This window comes from Methylocapsa polymorpha, assembly GCF_045689225.1.
Lineage (GTDB): Bacteria > Pseudomonadota > Alphaproteobacteria > Rhizobiales > Beijerinckiaceae > Methylocapsa > Methylocapsa polymorpha.
This window is the reverse complement of sequence record NZ_CP136862.1, coordinates 3,744,104-3,760,835: the sequence shown is the minus strand read 5'-3', so window position 1 is coordinate 3,760,835 and position 16,732 is coordinate 3,744,104. Positions and strand designations below refer to the sequence as shown.

Sequence of the window (16,732 nt, the reverse complement as noted above, 5' to 3'; positions counted from 1 at the left end):
AAAAGATTCATGCTTGAGCGTCAATATCCGAGAGCCATTTCTTCTCTTGCGGCGAAAGTTTTCCACCAGAAGCTTCAAGCGAAGCAAAGGCTTTTGCATAATCTTTGCGCGAGACCAATAGCTTTGCAGACGGGCGGCTGCATTTCGCTGTCTCGTCCGCTATGGTCGCCATTGCCGCCGACCATTCACAGGAGTCGTAGTCCGTGTCAGATTCAACCGCGCTCGGCGCCGCCTCCACGATAGCAATCATCGGCGCTGGCCAGGCGGGCGGAGAAGTCGCGACTCTGCTCCGGCAGAATCGATTCGAAGGCCGCATCATGCTATTCGGCGACGAACCGCATCTTCCATATCAACGGCCGCCTTTGTCCAAAGCCTATCTTGCCGGCGAGATCAGCGCGGACGCGCTGATCTACAAGGCCGCCGTGGCCTATGAGAAGGCCAATGTGGAGTTGCGGCTCGGCGTGCGGGTGGACGAGATCGACAGGAAAGCCAAGCGGCTTCTGCTCGATGGCGGCGAGCAGGCCGCCTACGACAGGCTCGTCATTGCAACCGGCGGCCGCGCGCGCGCGATCGCCGTCCCTGGCGCCGATTTGCGCAATATCTTCTATCTCCGGAACATCGCCGATGTGGACGCGTTGCGGCCCCAGCTTGAAGCCGGTCGCCGCCTCGTCATTGTCGGAGGCGGTTATGTCGGGCTTGAGGTCGCCGCGGTCGCAATCAAGCGTGGCCTCGCCGTCACTGTGCTTGAAGGAATGTCGCGCGTGCTGGCGCGCGTCACCGCGCCGGAGATGTCGGCCTTTTATGAACGCGTCCATCGCGAGGCTGGCGTCGACATACGCACTGGCGTTACTGTCACTGGATTCGAGCCAGGGCCGGATGGCGCGAGCGTCGGCGCCGTGCAATGCGGCGACGGCCAGACCATCGGCGCCGATCTCGTCCTCATCGGCATAGGTCTGACGCCGAATAGCGAACTTGCGGAGCGCGCCGGGCTCGATGTCGACGGCGGCGTCGTGGTCGATGACGTCGGGCGAACCAGCGATCCCGATATTTACGCAATCGGCGATTGCGCGATGCATGCGAACCATGGATTTCTGCAGCGAAGAATTCGTCTCGAATCGGTTCCAAACGCGCTCGAGCAAGCCCGCGCGGTCGCCGCCGCGATCACCGGCAAGTCGAGCGCGCCGGCCGCTGCGCCATGGTTCTGGTCCGACCAATATGAGCTCAAGCTGCAGATGGTCGGCCTCTCCGACGGATATGAGAAGATCGCGATCCGAGGGACGCCGGAAAGCTCCTCCTTCACCGTCTTCTATCTCAAGGACGGCAAGGTTATCGCGGCCGACGCGGTGAATCGTCCGGGCGATTTCATGGCCGCCAAGCGGCTCGTCGGCGAACGAATGTCGGCCGCAGCCGAACGTCTGGCGGACGAGACGGTTTTGCTCAAGACCCTTATCGCGCTCCCCCAGCCCTGACGGTTTAGCGCTGACAAAAGCGATAATCGAATGGAATGTGCTGGACAAGGTTGAGAAGCGCACCCATCATTCAACATCGTCTTCGAGTGGTTCAAACATTCTTCTAAGGATGAACGCCATGGAAGAGTCCGCTCCTATCTCGTCTTGCATTCGTATCTCGCAGCGCCAGGCAATGACTAGCGCCGCCGCCGCGGCGCTACGGACAAGTGCGGATTGTCTCCGAAAAGCGCCATCGCACCGAATCGAAGACTTAATTCGCCATCGGATTTTCTCTGACGCCGGGAAGCCATGAGCTCCTGTCGCGGTCAGCTAGCCTCATCTAATCGACAAGAAACTGCGCCACATTGACGGACGGAACATGCCAAGGGGGGAGCCATGACCAGACGCCCGATCAAGACCAAGCCGGCTGCGAAACCCAGGACTCGCGCGGCAAGCCCACGACCTCCACGGCGAGAGCGGCTGATTGGAAGCGAAGCCTTGCAGCCAACAACGATCGTTGGCGGCGCCCTTGCGCGAGACGGCGAGCGAACGGTGCTGCTGATCGGCGGATTGAGCTTGGAAGTTCTGAGCGAGCCGGCGCTTCCGGCAACGCCGGCGCGATGGGCGGAGGCGCGAAAGCGAACCCGAGACATTTTCGCAAAGCTCATCGGCCAGCGCGTTCTGCTGCGGACGCGCCAGATCGGGGGAGCGCTCGTTTCCGCCAGCGCTCTGCAAATGCCCGGCGCAGCCACGTCTCAAGACGCCGCCTTCGCCACGATCAGGGATGTCATCGCCCGGCGTTCGGCCGAGCTTCTCGGCCTGCCTGGCGTTCTCGCGGTCCGGCCGGGCTATCGCTTTCGCAACGGCTGGATCACCAATGAGCCCTGCATCGTTGCGCTGGTCCTGCGCAAGATTTCTGATGCCGATCTGCCGGATGCGTCCAGACTTCCCGAACGCCTCGAAGGCGTCCCCGTCGATGTCGCTCCGGCCGGGCCTGTCCAGCAACTGTTGGCGAGCGGCAAGATCGCTGGTCTTGCGCCCGAAGATCTCGCCAATCCTTTCGGCTACGCCTTGCCTGGGGTTCAACAGCCCGAGCATGAGGCCTTCGCGGCCCAACTGATTCGAACCAGCAAATATAAGCCCCCGCCGGACGCCTCGCTGGATCCGATTTCCGGGCCGATGGATGTGTTGTGCCACGTCAGCCCCGATGCGGGATGGCCCGTGCTGAAGGAGTTTCTGCAGCAGACGCAAACCAATCTTCGCGTCGCCATGTATGACTTCACCGCGCCGCATATCGTGCGCGATCTCGAGAGCGTGCTGGCGCAATCGGGCAAGATCGAGCTCATCCTCGACCCCGGCCTGTCGCTCACCGCCGGAGGGCGCGGCGAAAATCCGAAAGCCGGCGATTGGACCGAAGTCGATGTCAAGGCCGATCTGACCTCCAAGCTTTCGGACCGCTTCTCCTTCGTGTGGGCGGCGGTGCATCGCCAAGGCAAAACCGAGGCCGGGATCTTTCCGACCGCCTATCACATCAAGGTCGCGTCGCGCGACGCCAACGCGATCTGGCTCTCCAGCGGAAACTGGCAATCTTCAAATCAGCCGGACATAGATCCTTTCGGCGCCAATGCGACTCTCCCCAATCTGCAGCAGATCTATAATCGCGAATGGCATGTCGTCATCGAGAACGCGGCGCTCGCTTCGGTGTTCGAGCGTTTCATCTCTTGGGACATGGAGCAGGCGGAGCCGCTCAATGTGCAGCCTGACCGCGTCGAGCGGCCGGACGTTCTCGTGCCCGACCAAGTCGCCGAGGAGCTTGCAAGGGCGCCGACTTTCTTCAAGCCGAAAACCATCAGCCTCGGCCCCGAGGAACAGGTCCAGCCGCTGCTCACGCCGGATAATTACGCGGAGCATGTGATATCGCTGATCGAGCAGGCGACCGAGACGCTGCGGTTCCAGAATCAATATATCAAGGTCTCGGCCGATCCCGCGAAGAACCCGCCCCAGTTCGTTGGCTTGCTCGATGCGCTGCGCGGCCGCATCGAGGCCGGCGTCGATGTGCGCATTATCCTGCGCGACATCGGCAATCCGCGCGCCATGCTCGAAGCCTTGCAAGCCTATGGAATCGACCCGGTCAAATACGTCAAGCTGCAATCGGCCTGTCACAACAAGGGAATCATCGTCGATGACCGGCTGGTATGTCTCGGCAGCCACAACTGGTCGGGCGACGGAACCTGCTATAATCGCGACGCGAGCCTCATCTTCGACAACCCGGAGATCGTCGCTTATTACACCAAGGTTTTCGATTACGACTGGACAGATCTCGCGCATCAGCGCACCCGCGCGGAATCCGCCGCCCCACAGATCGCGCGCGATGCGAGTCCTGCCGAGCCGGGGCTCGCGCGGGTTCCATGGGACGCCTATTTCGGCGACGACGACCGGCCCGAAATCGACGCCCTGCTGGCGCGGATCCCGCAGCCGCCGGCCTTGATTCCTGTTCATGCGCAGGCTGCGACCGCGGCGGTATTGGGGCCCTCAATCGATCCTCGCTTGACGGCGGGCAAGCGCGAGCTATCCCGCCTCTATCTGACGTCCGAGCAGGCGATCGCCCTGTCCGCGCAAATTACTGGAATATCGCCAACTCCAGAGGTCAATGTGCTCGGCGTCGGGATCGGTGAAAAGATCAGCGACGGAAGGCCGACCGGCGCCCAGTCCGTCAAATTATTCGTTCGCTTGAAATATCCTAAGGACGAGATCGCGCCAGATCATCTCTTGCCGCCGACCATCAACGGCGTCCCCGTGGATGTCGAGGAGATCGGAGATCTGCGCCCGCTCGGCGCAATGCCAAATCCGCGCCTGCAGATCACGCCGGCCCAGCCCGGCTGTTCGATCGGCTTCGACGAGTCCGATTCGGTGCGCATGGCCGGCACATTCGGAGCGCTCGTGCGCGACGCGTCGGGGACGCTTTTCATTCTCAGCAACAATCACGTGCTCGCCAATGAGGGAAGGCTGAGGCCGGGCGCGCCGATCTTCCAGACCGGCCTGCTCGATCTCCCGCCGCAAGTCGCCAAGCGGCAAATCGCCGAGCTGACCAAATTCGCGCCTTACGACGCGCCGCGGCTCATCGTTGACGCCGCCCTAGCGAAAGCCCTGACGCCGGACCTTGTGTCGCGCGAGATCCTTTACATTGGCGCGCCGCAGGGAGTCGCCGATGCAAAGATCGACATGATCGTCCATAAATACGGGCGCACCACAGGCTACTCGGCGGGGCGGATCGTCAGCACCGCGACCGACATTGCGATCCCTTACGATACGGGTAGCTTCACGTTTCACGATCAGATCTTGATTGCCGGCATCGACGGCGCGAGATTCAGCGACGCTGGCGATTCGGGATCATTGATCCTCAACCGTGCGACGAAGCAGGCGGTCGGCCTGCTCTTTGCGGGATCGGCGAGCCATTCCATCGCCAATCATATCGGCGACGTCTTGGCGGCGTTTGACGTTGTTCTCGCGTGATGGGTGGAGCCATGGCGTCCGAGGAAGAGGCCAAGCGGATCAAAGACAAATATGGAGGCGAGCTAAGCCGCCGCCCCGGCGTCTTCGCGATCAGCCTGCAACGCGCAGCGCCGGGTCATTTTGTTCTGCATGTCTTCGTCGATCGCTCCGCCCCCTTGCCCGAGCCGGAGCAAATCGAGGAGGTCGATGTGATTTTCGAGCATCAGGACAGGCTGCGTCCTTGAACCGCCGATGATTCGGGAACCATGCGCTACTCTTTCGGCTTGGCGACAACCGCTCCCGCCATGCGCGAGGGCCGCGTCATCGTCTCGAGCTTGAGCACGTCGGTCAATTGCGTCTCGGTCAAAAGATGCTCCTCTAAAATGATCTCGGCCACGGGGCGGCCTTCGTCCAGCGCGCGGCGGGCGATGCGCGAGCAGGTCTCGTAGCCGAGCACGGGCGCGAGGGCGGTCACGAGGCCTATGCTGTCTTCGACGAGGCTGAGGCAGCGCGCGCGATCGGCTTCGATGCCGTTGACGCAACGCCGCGTCAGGGTATCGATCGCGGCGGTCAGCATGCGCAGCGAGGTGAGGATGCAATAACCAATCGTGGGCCCGAAGGCGTTGAGCTGAAGCTGGCCGGCCTCGGCGCACATCGTCACCGTCAGATCGTGTCCGATGACGAGGTAAGCTACCTGGCTCACGACTTCCGGAATCACCGGATTGACCTTGCCTGGCATGATCGTCGAGCCGGCCTGCATCGGCGGCAGGTGGATTTCGCCGAAGCCCGCGCGCGGCCCGGACGCCAGCAGGCGCAGATCGTTGCAGATTTTGGAAAGCTTAACCGCGATGCGCTTGAGCACGCCGGAGAACAGCACGAAAGCGCCCATATCCGACGTCGCCTCGATCAGGTTGGGGGCGAGGATGAGCGGCTGGCCGGACAGACGCGCCAATTCCACGACGGCGAGCGAGGCGTAGCGCGGATCGGAGTTGATGCCGGTGCCAATGGCCGTGGCGCCGAGATTGACTTCGCGAAACAGAGCGGCTGCCTCCCGCAATCGGTCAATGTCCTCCTTGATCGTCGTGTGATAGGCGTCGAATTCCTGGCCGAGCGTCATCGGCACCGCATCCTGCAATTGCGTGCGGCCGATCTTGAGCACGTCGAAGAACTCCACCGCCTTGGCCTTGAACGCGAAGGCGAGCTCTTGCAGCGCCTGCACGAGCGGCTCCGAGGCGAAGATCAAGGCGAGACACAAGGCCGTCGGGTAGGCGTCATTGGTGGATTGCGCCATGTTGACGTCGTCGATTGGATGCAGCGCCGCATAGTCGCCGCGCCGCCGGCCCATGAGCTCCAGCGCGGCATTCGCGACGACCTCGTTCGCGTTCATATTGGTTGAGGTGCCGGCGCCGCCTTGCACCGCGTCCACGACGAACTGATTGAGAAATCGCGTGTCCTTCGCGATGAGATCGCAGGCGCGCTCGATCGCCTCCGCCTTCTCGGCGGGCAATTGACCGAGGCGCCGATTGGCGCGGGCCGCCGCCTGCTTGACGAGGACAAGGGCGCGGACGAGTTCGGGGAAATGCCCGATCGGAATGCCGGTGATCGGAAAATTCTCCACCGCGCGCAAAGTATGCACGCCCCAATAGGCGTCGGCTGGGATTTCCGCCTCGCCAAGGAGGTCGTGCTCGCTTCTGGTTGCAATTCTCGGTCGGTCGATCGAGCGCCCGGCGACAAGCGCGAGATTGACAGGCGCTTCCTCCGGCGGCGAGACGACCCGCTCGATAGTGTTTTCGGTCATGATAATATCCATTCGGATGGTTGCGGGGCAGGGCGCTGCGGCGACCGGATCGAACCGCGCCGGCTTTGCCTGCCGCTCTGTTTCAGGTAGAACGCCCCCGCGCGTCGGCCCCTATGAAACAGGAAGATTGTTTAAATATAGGAAGTGCGCGCGGGCCTGAGGCGACTTTCCGATCTCCGTATGATTTTGGCTCGGCTGCATGCGCCTCCTGCGGAGCGCCCCGCGATTGTGCTAAACCCCTTGCTGTGGGGTCCGCGCAAATCGTCCACAGCTTGCGGCCCGGCGTATCGGACGCAAGAGACGATTCACCTCGAAAGACATTGGAGCGGCTTCGATGCAGAGCAGCAAAAGATTCGCAATCCTCGCCGCGGGCGTCGTCCTCCTTTCGGCTCCGACGCTTGCACAAGACATGATGCGCAATGTCGATCTCGCAAGCCCAATGTTCACGAAAGCCGACATGACTCGCGGCGAGGTCGAAGCCGCCGCGAAGGCCGCCGGTGGCGCGGCGGATTTCTCCGGCAAGAGCCTCAATGGGCTCGATCTTTCCGGCCTTGATCTCAAGGGCGCCAATTTCCGCGCCGCGCGATTGAACAACGCCAAGCTCGCCGGCGCCAATCTCGATGGCGCGGCGCTCGATCAAGTCTGGGCCCTCGCAGCGGATTTTTCTGGTGCGAGCTTGAGCAAAGCCAGCCTCTTCGCGAGCCAGCTGCAGGGCGCGAAATTCGACGGCGCCGATTTCTCAGGTGCGCGCGTCGCCGCAGATCTTTCCCGCGCGAGCCTGCGCAACGCCAAGTTCAAGAACGCGGATCTCGCCGCCGACATGAAGAACCAATCGATGGGCCTGATGCGGGTCGTGTTGAAATCAGCGGATCTGCGCGGAGCCAATTTCGAGAACGCGAATCTGGCCCGCGCGGATCTGCAATTTTCCAATTTGTCGGGCGCGAACCTGACCGGCGCGTCGCTCGTGGGAGCCGAGGCCGGCGGCGCCGATTTTCGCGGCGCGATCCTCGATCATACGAATGTCGATGATGTCGATTTGTCCTCGGCCCGCATCGATGCGGCCCAGGAGAAGGCATTTGCAGGAGCAAGCAATCTGCAGCGGGCTTTCAAGGAATAATATTCCAGCCGCGTGCGCCTATTTTCGTCCCAAGGCCTCGCTCAGCGCGGCGCCGAGCGCGCCTTGGGACGCGGGCTTCGCCTGACGCTGCGCTTGCTGGCGCATGTCTTTCTTGCTCGCGCCGTCCTTCGTCGGAGCCGCAGGCGCGGCGCGTGGAGAATCGTCCTTGCGCATGGAAAGCGCGATGCGCTTGCGCTTCAGGTCAACCTCCACCACGCGCACCTTCACGACGTCGCCCGCCTTCACCAAAGCGCTAGGATCCTTCACGAAGCGGTCGGTGAGCTGCGACACATGGACGAGCCCATCCTGATGCACGCCAATATCGACGAAAGCGCCGAAATTCGCGACATTGGTGACTGTGCCTTCCAGCGTCATGCCGGGCTTCAGGTCCTTGATGTCGTGAATACCTTCGGCGAATGTCGCAGTCTTGAACTCGGGGCGCGGATCGCGGCCGGGCTTTTCCAGCTCGCCCAATATATCGCGCACGGTCGGGAGGCCGAATCGCTCATCGGCGAATTTCGCTGGATCGAGTGATTGCAAGGTCGCTGAATCGCCCATGAGGGAGCGAAGGTCGCGGCCGCAGGCGGAAACGATCTTTCGGGCGAGCCCATAGGCCTCGGGATGAACCGAGGACGCGTCGAGCGGCTCTGACCCGTTCGAAATCCGCAAAAATCCGGCGCAAAGCTCGAAGGCGCGGGGACCGAGACGGGAGACGCCCAGAAGATCGCGCCGGCTCGCGAAAGCGCCCTTCTCGTCGCGGCGAACGACAATCGCATCGGCGAGCGACGCGCTGAGGCCGGACACGCGAGAGAGCAGCGAAGCCGACGCCGTATTGAGATCGACGCCGACCGCGTTCACCGCATCCTCGACGACGGCGTCGAGGGCGCGGGCGAGGCGCGTCTGATTGACGTCATGCTGATATTGCCCGACTCCGATCGACTTCGGATCGATCTTCACGAGTTCAGCGAGGGGGTCCTGCAGCCGGCGGGCGATCGAGACGGCCCCGCGGAGCGACACGTCGAGATCAGGCATTTCCGCCGCAGCTTTGGCCGAGGCCGAATAAACGGACGCGCCCGCCTCGCTTACGACCACTTTGATCGGGCTCGGCGCGGGCAGGGCGGCGATTACGTCCCCAGCCAGCTGGTCGGTCTCGCGGCTCGCCGTTCCATTGCCAATTGCAATCAGTTCGACGCGGTGCTTTCGGATGAGCCGGCCGAGTTCGGCGGCGGCGCCCGCAAGATCGTTGCGCGGCTGGAACGGATAGACGGTCGCGGTCTCCAAAAGCTTGCCGGTTTGATCCACGACCGCAACCTTCACGCCGGTGCGGATGCCGGGATCGAGGCCCATGGTCGGCCGCGGGCCGGCCGGCGCCGCAAGCAGCAGGTCCTTCAAGTTGCGGGCGAAGACATGAATGGCTTCGGCCTCGGCGCGCTCGCGAAGGTCATTCATCAGGTCAAGCGTCAGATGAAGCGAAAGCTTCGTTCGCCAGGCGAAGCGCGCGGCGTCGAGCAGAAAGACGTCGGCAGCGCCGCCCTGCAAAGCGATTCCATACTGCTGGGCGATCATTTGCTCGACGGGCTTGACGGCGGAGGCGTTGTCAGCGTCGATTTCGATGTCTAGCGACAGGACGTCCTCGTTGCGGCCGCGCAGCATGGCGAGCGCGCGATGGCTCGGCGTATTGGCGAACCGCTCGCTATGATCGAAATAATCCGAAAATTTCGCGCCCGCCTCCTCCTTGCCCTCAATGACGCGCGCGCGCAGCATCGCGTTTCCCTTGACGTAGCTTCTGAGCCGCCCAACGAGATCGGCATTTTCGGCAAAGGTCTCGGCAAGAATGTCCCTGGCGCCGTCCAGCGCCGTCTTGATGTCGGGGACGGCTTCCGAGAGAAAGGATTCGGCGAGCGCGGCGGGAATGGCGGCGCGGTCGGCGAGAAGAGCGTCCGCCAAAGGCCCAAGTCCACGCTCGCGGGCAATCTCGGCGCGGGTGCGGCGCTTCGGCCGAAACGGCAGATAAATATCCTCGAGCTCAGCTTTCGTGGCGGCCTCGGCGATCTTCGCTTGCAGCTCTGCGGTGAGCTTGCCTTGGCCGCTGATCGTTTCGAGGACGCTGGCGCGCCGCGCCTCTAACTCCCGCAGATAGGCGAGCCGCTCTTCGAGCTGACGAAGCTGCGTGTCGTCGAGCCCTCCGGTCGCCTCCTTGCGGTAGCGCGCCACGAAAGGGACCGTCGCGCCTTCGTCGAGCAGATCGACCGCCGCCCTCACTTGTTCGGGCCTCGCCCGGATTTCGGAAGCTATCGTTTGAAGGATGCGGTCGGGGGCAGGGGTCATTCGCGTTTCATTGATTGGAGATTCGGAGGCGCGACCATAGGCGAGGCGGGCAGGGAAGCCAAGAAAGGGCGCTTACATCGCGCTGCCAGCTTGCGCTTGCGCCCCGCGTCACTATAGTGCGCGCCAGTCGCGACGCGCCGCATCGCCGGATCTCGCCTTTTGGCGGATTCGGCCGGACGAGCCAGAGGGCAGACGGGAACATGTCAGCCCGAGCGAACTTCCGGAGGGGTGGCCGAGTGGTTGAAGGCGCACGCCTGGAAAGTGTGTATGCGGGAAACCGTATCGCGGGTTCGAATCCCGCTCCCTCCGCCATTTGATTTCAATAATAGATTGAAATACCAGGATTATTTTGGATCCCTGGAAGCATTACCCGACAATTTATCCAATATTTGGAGTCGAATTGCGTGGGTCGTGGCGAACTGACGCCATCAGTTCCGAAGAAGGCTGGCGATCAGTTGTTAATTTTCGCGTGATTCCCGAAAATCCCACGAAAATCAAACCGATCCTTCGGGTTGGATCAAGACGTCTAATTCCCCGCCAGGCCTGATTGCGTAACAATTCGCTACCAATCGACGCGGTTTGGACAAAATCGCTCACTATTGTAACCCGCTCAGAGGTCACTATTCATAATGTTCAGATATTATTATCGCAAAACGTCGATTAAGGCGATGCAACAGGCCATGGGGCGACGGCGTGACTGCCGCTAAGGATGAATCTGGCGATTTGAACACTGGCGCCTTCGCTGAGAAGCGAGCGACCGCGCTCGAACGCGCCGCATCCGTGTCGGAAGAATTACGCCGTTCGGCGCGAACCTTGCGGCTCGCCAAGACCCGCGCGGTCTCGCGGCCAAGCTGGCAGGTTGGCGCCAGGCTCGGATATCAGACCTTCACCCAGGCCTGGAGGCTCCGGCCCGAGCTTCTGGGGCTTTTGATCTTTTTCGCAGCGCCGGCCGGTTTGGTCGTCGGCTATTTCTCGCTCATCGCTTCGAGCCAATACATCTCAGAAGCGCGCTTTGCGGTCAGGGGCGGCGAGCGCCCCGCTAGCGACGTCCTTTCGGCTGTCACCGGACTCGCCTCCTTCACTCAAGTTCAAGATTCTCTCATCATCGTCAATTACATAAAGAGCCAGGCCCTGGTCGAAGACCTCGATCGACGAATTGGGCTGCGCGCCATTTATGGAAGCGACAAAATCGACTGGTTTTCCCGTTTCAATGTCAAGGCGCCGATCGAGGATCTTGTCAAATATTGGCGTGGGCGGGTCAAGATTTCGATCGAATCGCCATCTGGAATCGTGACCGTCCAAGTCAGCGCGTTCACGCCGGAAGATTCGCTGAAGATCGCCGACGCCACGGTGGATTTGAGCGAGCGCCTAGTCAATGGGCTCTCGGAGCAAGCGCGAAAGGACGCGGTCAGCGAAGCGGAGTCCGAGTTGGCGCGCGCCGAAGGCCGGCTTCGCAATGCGCGCATGTCCCTTCGCGATCTCCGCAATGAGCAATCCACTCTCGATCCGCGGCGCACTGCGGAAGGGATAGGACGATTGATTTCGGAGCTTCGGCTTGAAAAAATCCGGCTGGAGCAGGAGCTGACCGCCTCGCGACGTGGTAATGTCGCCGAAACGGCGCCGCAAAATCAGATCCTGCGCACGCGGATTGACGTGATAGGCGAACAGATTGCCGGCCTCGACGAGCTACTGACTTCACAGGGCGGATCCGGCGCGGACACTATTGCCGGCAAGATCACGCGTTTCGACGAATTCGAGCTCGAAAAGCAAATCGCTGAAAAACAATATACCCTGGCCGCCGCGGTTCTGGAACGGGCCCGGATCAACGCGGAAGGAAAGAAGGTCTATCTCGCCACATTCGTCCGTCCGGTTCTGGCGCATGACCCCTCCTATCCGAACCGGCTCTTGTTCAGCCTTCTCGGCGTCGGCGCCGTCGCTGCGGCCTATAGAATCGGACTGGTCGGATCGCGCATGGCGCTGCGCAAGCTCGGAGGATGAAGCGAACCGATGATTCGCTTAGCTGGCGTCACAAAAGTCTACAGGACCGAGAACCATCGCAAGGTGGTCCTCGACAATGTGAGCTATACGTTCGACACGAAACACTCCTATGGAATATTCGGCCCGAACGGAGCCGGCAAATCGACGTTGATGCGATTGCTTGCAGGCACTGAACTGCCGAATTCAGGCAAGGTCACGCGCGATGTCCGCGTCTCCTGGCCGCTTGGCTTTGGCGGCGGCTTCCATCCGGCCATGACCGGCCGGGAAAACATCAAATTCGTCAGCCGCATCTATGGCGCCGATACACGGCGCGTCATCGATTTCGTGGAATATTTCTCCGAGATCGGCCATTATTTCGATATGCCCGTCTCGACCTATTCTTCCGGCATGGGCGCGCGGCTCGCCTTCGGCCTCTCCATGGCGATCGATTTCGAGTGCTATCTCGTCGACGAGATCACCGCTGTCGGCGACGCCAGATTTGGCTTGCGATGCAGAGAGGCTTTTGACGAAAGGCGCGGCCGAAGCAGCATTATCATGGTGTCGCACGACATCGGGACGATCAAGGCCTATTGCGATCGCGGGCTCGCGCTTCATCACGGCAAGCTCATCGCCTTTGGGCATATTGACGACGCTGTCGAGTTTTATCGAAAGAACCATTGAGGCGCGGCTGTGGATGAAAAGATGATGACGGAGCGGACGCGCCGACCTCCAGCTTCCTCGCTCGCAATCGCCCTCGCGGTGATCAATGCAATTGTCTTGCGCGACATCAGGGTCAGGGCGGGAGCTTATTACACCGGCTTCCTAATGATCTTGTTGATGCCGCTTGCGCATTTGATTGCGCTTCTCATTGCCTATTATATATTCGGGCGAATAGCGCCTGTCGGGAACGATCAGATCATTTATTTTGGCCTGTCGATTCTTCCTTTCGTTATTTATCTGTACCTATCACGCCGCATTGTGATTGCGCCGCTGGAAAACGGTCCACTTCTCTATTTTAATAGAGTAAAGGTATTCGATATTCTATTTGCGCGCGGCATTATCGAAGTCGTTAGTTGTATCGTTGTTTTTATATTCCTAATATTTATATTAAATATTTTTTCAAACGGCTTCACACCCAGGGATTGGCCCGGCGTTTTATTTGGGTTTGTTGGGACTATATATTTAAGTTTTTGCTTCGGCGCAGCCAATTCTCTGATTGCACGAGTTATCCCATTTTGGTTCTTTGCTTATTCTCTTTCCATTCCACTTATGTGGATTGCTTCTGGCGTGATATTTTTTCCGTCAATTATTCCAGAGCCATATGATCAGTGGCTCGCGCTTAATCCTTTGCTCCAATGCGTCGAGTGGATTCGTTATTCCTATTATGAAGATTATCCAGATAGGCTTTTGAACGTGCCGTATCTTATCGGTTTTTCCACGGCATGCCTCGCTTTTAGCCTGATCGGAGAAAGGCTCGCCAGACGAGTCCTTTGAGAGCGGCTTCGGAACATGGCCCTTTCTATGGTATAGCAAAGCTAACGCCTACTCCGGCACCTACTCCTCCATTCTAATTGCTAGGTGTGTCGGCACGAAACATTAACGTTGCAGGAGGACTTATTCGAGGCAAAAAAATCGAAGGACCGTAACCCGAGTTCACCAGTTAAAAACTATCATGCTGACGGGCGGCCAGTTTGGGAAGAAAGAAAAGATCGGGATGTTAGACGCTGCGCGCTTGGTATCCAGCCTTCGGCTGGCGTTTAGTTGGCTTCTGAGAATGCGACCCGCGCTTGAGTTTTTGTTAGTTACGACTGCCCTACTGATATCCGCGGATTGCATTGAGGGTCCTCAAGCTCGGTCCGATGTGCGTTTTGACGTTCCTTTCGAGAAGCCGTGGGACAGTGCGATTAGCTCCACGCGCGAATTTGGTGCTGTTTGCGACGGATCAACCGACGATGGCCCTGCGCTTCAGAAAGCCGTCATAGCAAGCAAGGTGGTCCTGTTGGCCCCTAAAGGTTGCACAGGCGCATATATCATCAACTCAACGGTGGTGCTACCTCCCGGGCACGCCATCATCGGCGCTGCCGATGGAGGTTCCCCCAATGCACCTATCTTCACGACCGCGGCGCGTGACACATTTGCTGCGGGAGGCGATAGCTGCGCGTTTGAAAACCTGAATATTACCCATACGGGATCGGCGGGTTCAATCTTCAACCTTGGCCCTGCAAGTGGGTGTCGAGTGAAAAATAACTCGCTCTCGGGGACCGATTCGACCAATTCCAACCCGCTCATCTATGCACGTGGGTCAATGGTACGGATCATCGGCAACAACATCAATAATGGCCGTCGGAACGCGTGGGCGATCGACATAGACAGAACCTCGACACCCTCACTTTGGCTGCCGCATTATCAGTCAAAAGGCGCCTGGGATGCACATACAAACTCTCCGCCGATTCAGTCAAAATCAGGTGCGCTCGGCGACTATTACCAAGTGACTGCGGCGGGGACCGCCGACATAGACGGAACGTCGTTATGGTCGGTGAGCGACCTCATCGTGTTTGACGGCGCACGTTGGGTCAAGAACAATCCGATCAATATCGTCAGCGCCGCCAATGACAATATCGTTGGCGGGGTTGGAAAAGGCCTCGTCATCCACGCGTCCGATGGCGCCCCCCGACCCGAAGGCTTTTATCTTCAAGGCGGGTACTATCTCACCACGAATGTAAACCTTCAGATCGAACAGGTCCTGGACATGTCAGTGCAAGGTGTCGGCTTCGATCAGGGCGACAAGCGCAATATAATTCTCAAGCCGACTGGCACGGGCGTCGTAGGCCTCAAATTCATTGGGAATTGGGTTTCGACGCCCAACGAGCAAAAGACCGGGATCTGCGTCTTCCATGATAATGCCAATGCATCTCCGCTCGGAAATGTCAGATTTATAGGCAATGATTTTGCCTTCTGTGGATACGGACTAGCTCTGAATAGCAATGCCGGCAATATAATCATCGCAGATAATCATCTCGCTTCCATTGGCGCGCAAGGCATCCAGATCAATCAGTCCAAGACGGTCACCCTGCATGGGAACCAATATGTCGCGATCGCGCCAGGCGCGGTCAACCTCAGCCTCGCGGATGGACCCACGGGCGGCCCCTATATCGTCGAGGATGAGCAATTCGATCCAACGGGTTCGATCGCGCGAAATGTCACCGACCCAAACCACTTCCAATTTGGGCGCACGACAGGAAAACTGCTGTCCGGCTGGTCGGCGGCGACCACTGCCTGGATCAACGAGAGTGGCTGCTCGGATATCGCTGTGCCGCATGGACTGGCCGACGCGCCACCTTTAACGCATATTCAGCTAACAGCGAGCGTCCCAACAGGCGAGTTCGGCGCTCTCTCGGCAAGCGTCATAAGCGCCGACCAGACCTCCATCAAAATTCATTTCTGCTATAAGATGGTCAAGCCTGGACGGATCAGCGTTGCGGTCTATGCGTCTTTGTAAAAGCTTCCATGGTTACATTGGGATGCCTAGCTCCATCCCGACCTCTTTAGTATTATGCGGCCAAAGAGCTCCGGCGAGAGCCTTTCTTTTTTCCTGATCCCAATCTGTTGAAGATTTGCCACTCGGATTTTTCCTAAGCTGCACCATGAATTGAAGATCATAATAGAGCCCAAATTCTTGCGTCATCCAGCCCATGAGGTCCAAGAAGGACCACGGAGTGAAGACCCAGCAATGGACATCAATATAGTTTCCAGCCTCGTATTGCCTAGCCGCCACAGCAAGAAGCTCCGGACCATGAGTGTATTTAACGTCTCTGACTATGCGAAAGTCCTCCCATAAGTGCCAGCAGACAACGTTTGTCGCGTAAGCGAAATGATCCATTATGCAGCGTAGGCCCGGGCGTGCACGCCGTTCTTCGTATGCGGCGCGAATTTCTTCGCGCGCACTTAAGCGTCGAAACAAATCCCAGGTAAATCGCTTATCAGGTATCCAGAGAGCGAGAGTTCCTCCGTCTTTAAGAACCGCCAGGATGTCTTTGAGCCATCCGACTAAGTCGGGCACGTGCTCTATAACGTGCGATGCAACCACGTAGTCAAAGGGAGCTTTATCAGCCGTTATTTCCGCTAGCGGTCGGCCATCGTCCACAAAATCAACGTTTACGATGTCATGTGACGCTACTTCGCCGCCAAGTGGATACTTGGAACGAAGGTCTGCTGTTGTGTAATGATCAATATAATAAAACATCAGATTCAATTTTGAGAATTTTTGGGCGTGATAGCGGTCCAAACTCTAGCCCTTTTAATTTAGGGAGGTCCAGCCCAATCAGTGCACGCATGTCTCTTGTCATAAGCTCAATGCCCCTGTGAACTACTATGGGAACAAAGTTGCAGAAAACACTGAAAGGGGCAACATAATCATCACCGACAGTCGTCTCGGTTTCATTGGCGCGCTGATCAGCTACAGGGTTCTTTGCTCAGGTTGCATCATAGCTGTGTCCAACGTCGGCTCCCATGAGACAAATCTGAGGTGAAGATAAGGAGGATTTCTGGCTCATTGTAGCCTTTCAAGGAGCG

12 protein-coding genes and 1 tRNA gene are annotated in these 16,732 nt (G+C 59.3%); 9 read left to right on the top strand and 4 right to left on the bottom strand.

Annotated elements, in window-relative coordinates:
* Positions 1-7 precede the first annotated feature (7 nt).
* Entirely contained in the window at positions 8-172 is a 165-nt protein-coding gene (locus RZS28_RS17345; RefSeq protein ID WP_407338975.1) for a hypothetical protein, read from the bottom strand.
* A 31-nt stretch (positions 173-203) separates the two neighbouring features.
* On the opposite strand from RZS28_RS17345, the gene RZS28_RS17340 reads away from it, so the two are divergent.
* The 3 genes from RZS28_RS17340 (at position 204) to RZS28_RS17330 (ending at position 5,185) form a co-directional block, all read left to right on the top strand.
* Positions 204-1,469, top strand: coding sequence for an NAD(P)/FAD-dependent oxidoreductase (locus tag RZS28_RS17340; protein ID WP_407338974.1), 1,266 nt, complete (start codon positions 204-206; stop codon positions 1,467-1,469).
* A gap of 477 nt (positions 1,470-1,946) precedes the next feature.
* The gene (locus RZS28_RS17335; RefSeq protein ID WP_407338973.1) at positions 1,947-4,961 is read left to right on the top strand and encodes a phospholipase D-like domain-containing protein; all 3,015 of its coding nucleotides are present in this window, start codon (positions 1,947-1,949) and stop codon (positions 4,959-4,961) included.
* A gap of 11 nt (positions 4,962-4,972) precedes the next feature.
* Positions 4,973-5,185 carry a hypothetical protein gene (locus RZS28_RS17330; RefSeq protein ID WP_407338972.1) on the top strand — a complete coding sequence of 71 codons (213 nt, stop codon included), beginning with the start codon at positions 4,973-4,975 and terminating at the stop codon, positions 5,183-5,185.
* A gap of 26 nt (positions 5,186-5,211) precedes the next feature.
* On the opposite strand, the gene RZS28_RS17325 is transcribed toward RZS28_RS17330, so the two are convergent.
* Positions 5,212-6,738 (bottom strand): aspartate ammonia-lyase, encoded by a 1,527-nt coding sequence (locus RZS28_RS17325; protein WP_407338971.1) that lies wholly within the window; start codon positions 6,736-6,738, stop codon positions 5,212-5,214.
* Between the two features lie 334 nt (positions 6,739-7,072).
* Here RZS28_RS17325 and RZS28_RS17320 point away from each other — a divergent pair, with 334 nt between their 5' ends.
* On the top strand, positions 7,073-7,855 hold the full coding sequence (locus RZS28_RS17320) for a pentapeptide repeat-containing protein (RefSeq protein ID WP_407338970.1): 783 nt from the start codon (positions 7,073-7,075) through the stop codon (positions 7,853-7,855).
* A gap of 18 nt (positions 7,856-7,873) precedes the next feature.
* Here RZS28_RS17320 and RZS28_RS17315 read toward each other — a convergent pair whose 3' ends face one another.
* Positions 7,874-10,183, bottom strand: a complete 2,310-nt coding sequence (locus RZS28_RS17315) for a Tex family protein (protein ID WP_407338969.1) — start codon at positions 10,181-10,183, stop codon at positions 7,874-7,876.
* A gap of 222 nt (positions 10,184-10,405) precedes the next feature.
* On the opposite strand from RZS28_RS17315, the gene RZS28_RS17310 reads away from it, so the two are divergent.
* The 5 genes from RZS28_RS17310 (at position 10,406) to RZS28_RS17290 (ending at position 15,659) form a co-directional block, all read left to right on the top strand.
* A tRNA-Ser gene (locus tag RZS28_RS17310) sits at positions 10,406-10,495 on the top strand.
* A gap of 381 nt (positions 10,496-10,876) precedes the next feature.
* Positions 10,877-12,181, top strand: a complete 1,305-nt coding sequence (locus RZS28_RS17305) for a hypothetical protein (protein ID WP_407338968.1) — start codon at positions 10,877-10,879, stop codon at positions 12,179-12,181.
* A gap of 9 nt (positions 12,182-12,190) precedes the next feature.
* Entirely contained in the window at positions 12,191-12,841 is a 651-nt protein-coding gene (locus tag RZS28_RS17300) for an ABC transporter ATP-binding protein (RefSeq protein ID WP_407338967.1), read from the top strand.
* Positions 12,842-12,850: 9 nt separating this feature from the next.
* Complete coding sequence (locus tag RZS28_RS17295; protein ID WP_407338966.1) at positions 12,851-13,654, top strand: ABC transporter permease; 804 nt, start codon at positions 12,851-12,853, stop codon at positions 13,652-13,654.
* Between the two features lie 178 nt (positions 13,655-13,832).
* Positions 13,833-15,659, top strand: a complete 1,827-nt coding sequence (locus tag RZS28_RS17290; RefSeq protein ID WP_407338965.1) for a hypothetical protein — start codon at positions 13,833-13,835, stop codon at positions 15,657-15,659.
* A 12-nt stretch (positions 15,660-15,671) separates the two neighbouring features.
* On the opposite strand, the gene RZS28_RS17285 is transcribed toward RZS28_RS17290, so the two are convergent.
* The gene (locus tag RZS28_RS17285; protein WP_407338964.1) at positions 15,672-16,445 is read right to left on the bottom strand and encodes a class I SAM-dependent methyltransferase; all 774 of its coding nucleotides are present in this window, start codon (positions 16,443-16,445) and stop codon (positions 15,672-15,674) included.
* Positions 16,446-16,732 lie beyond the last annotated feature (287 nt).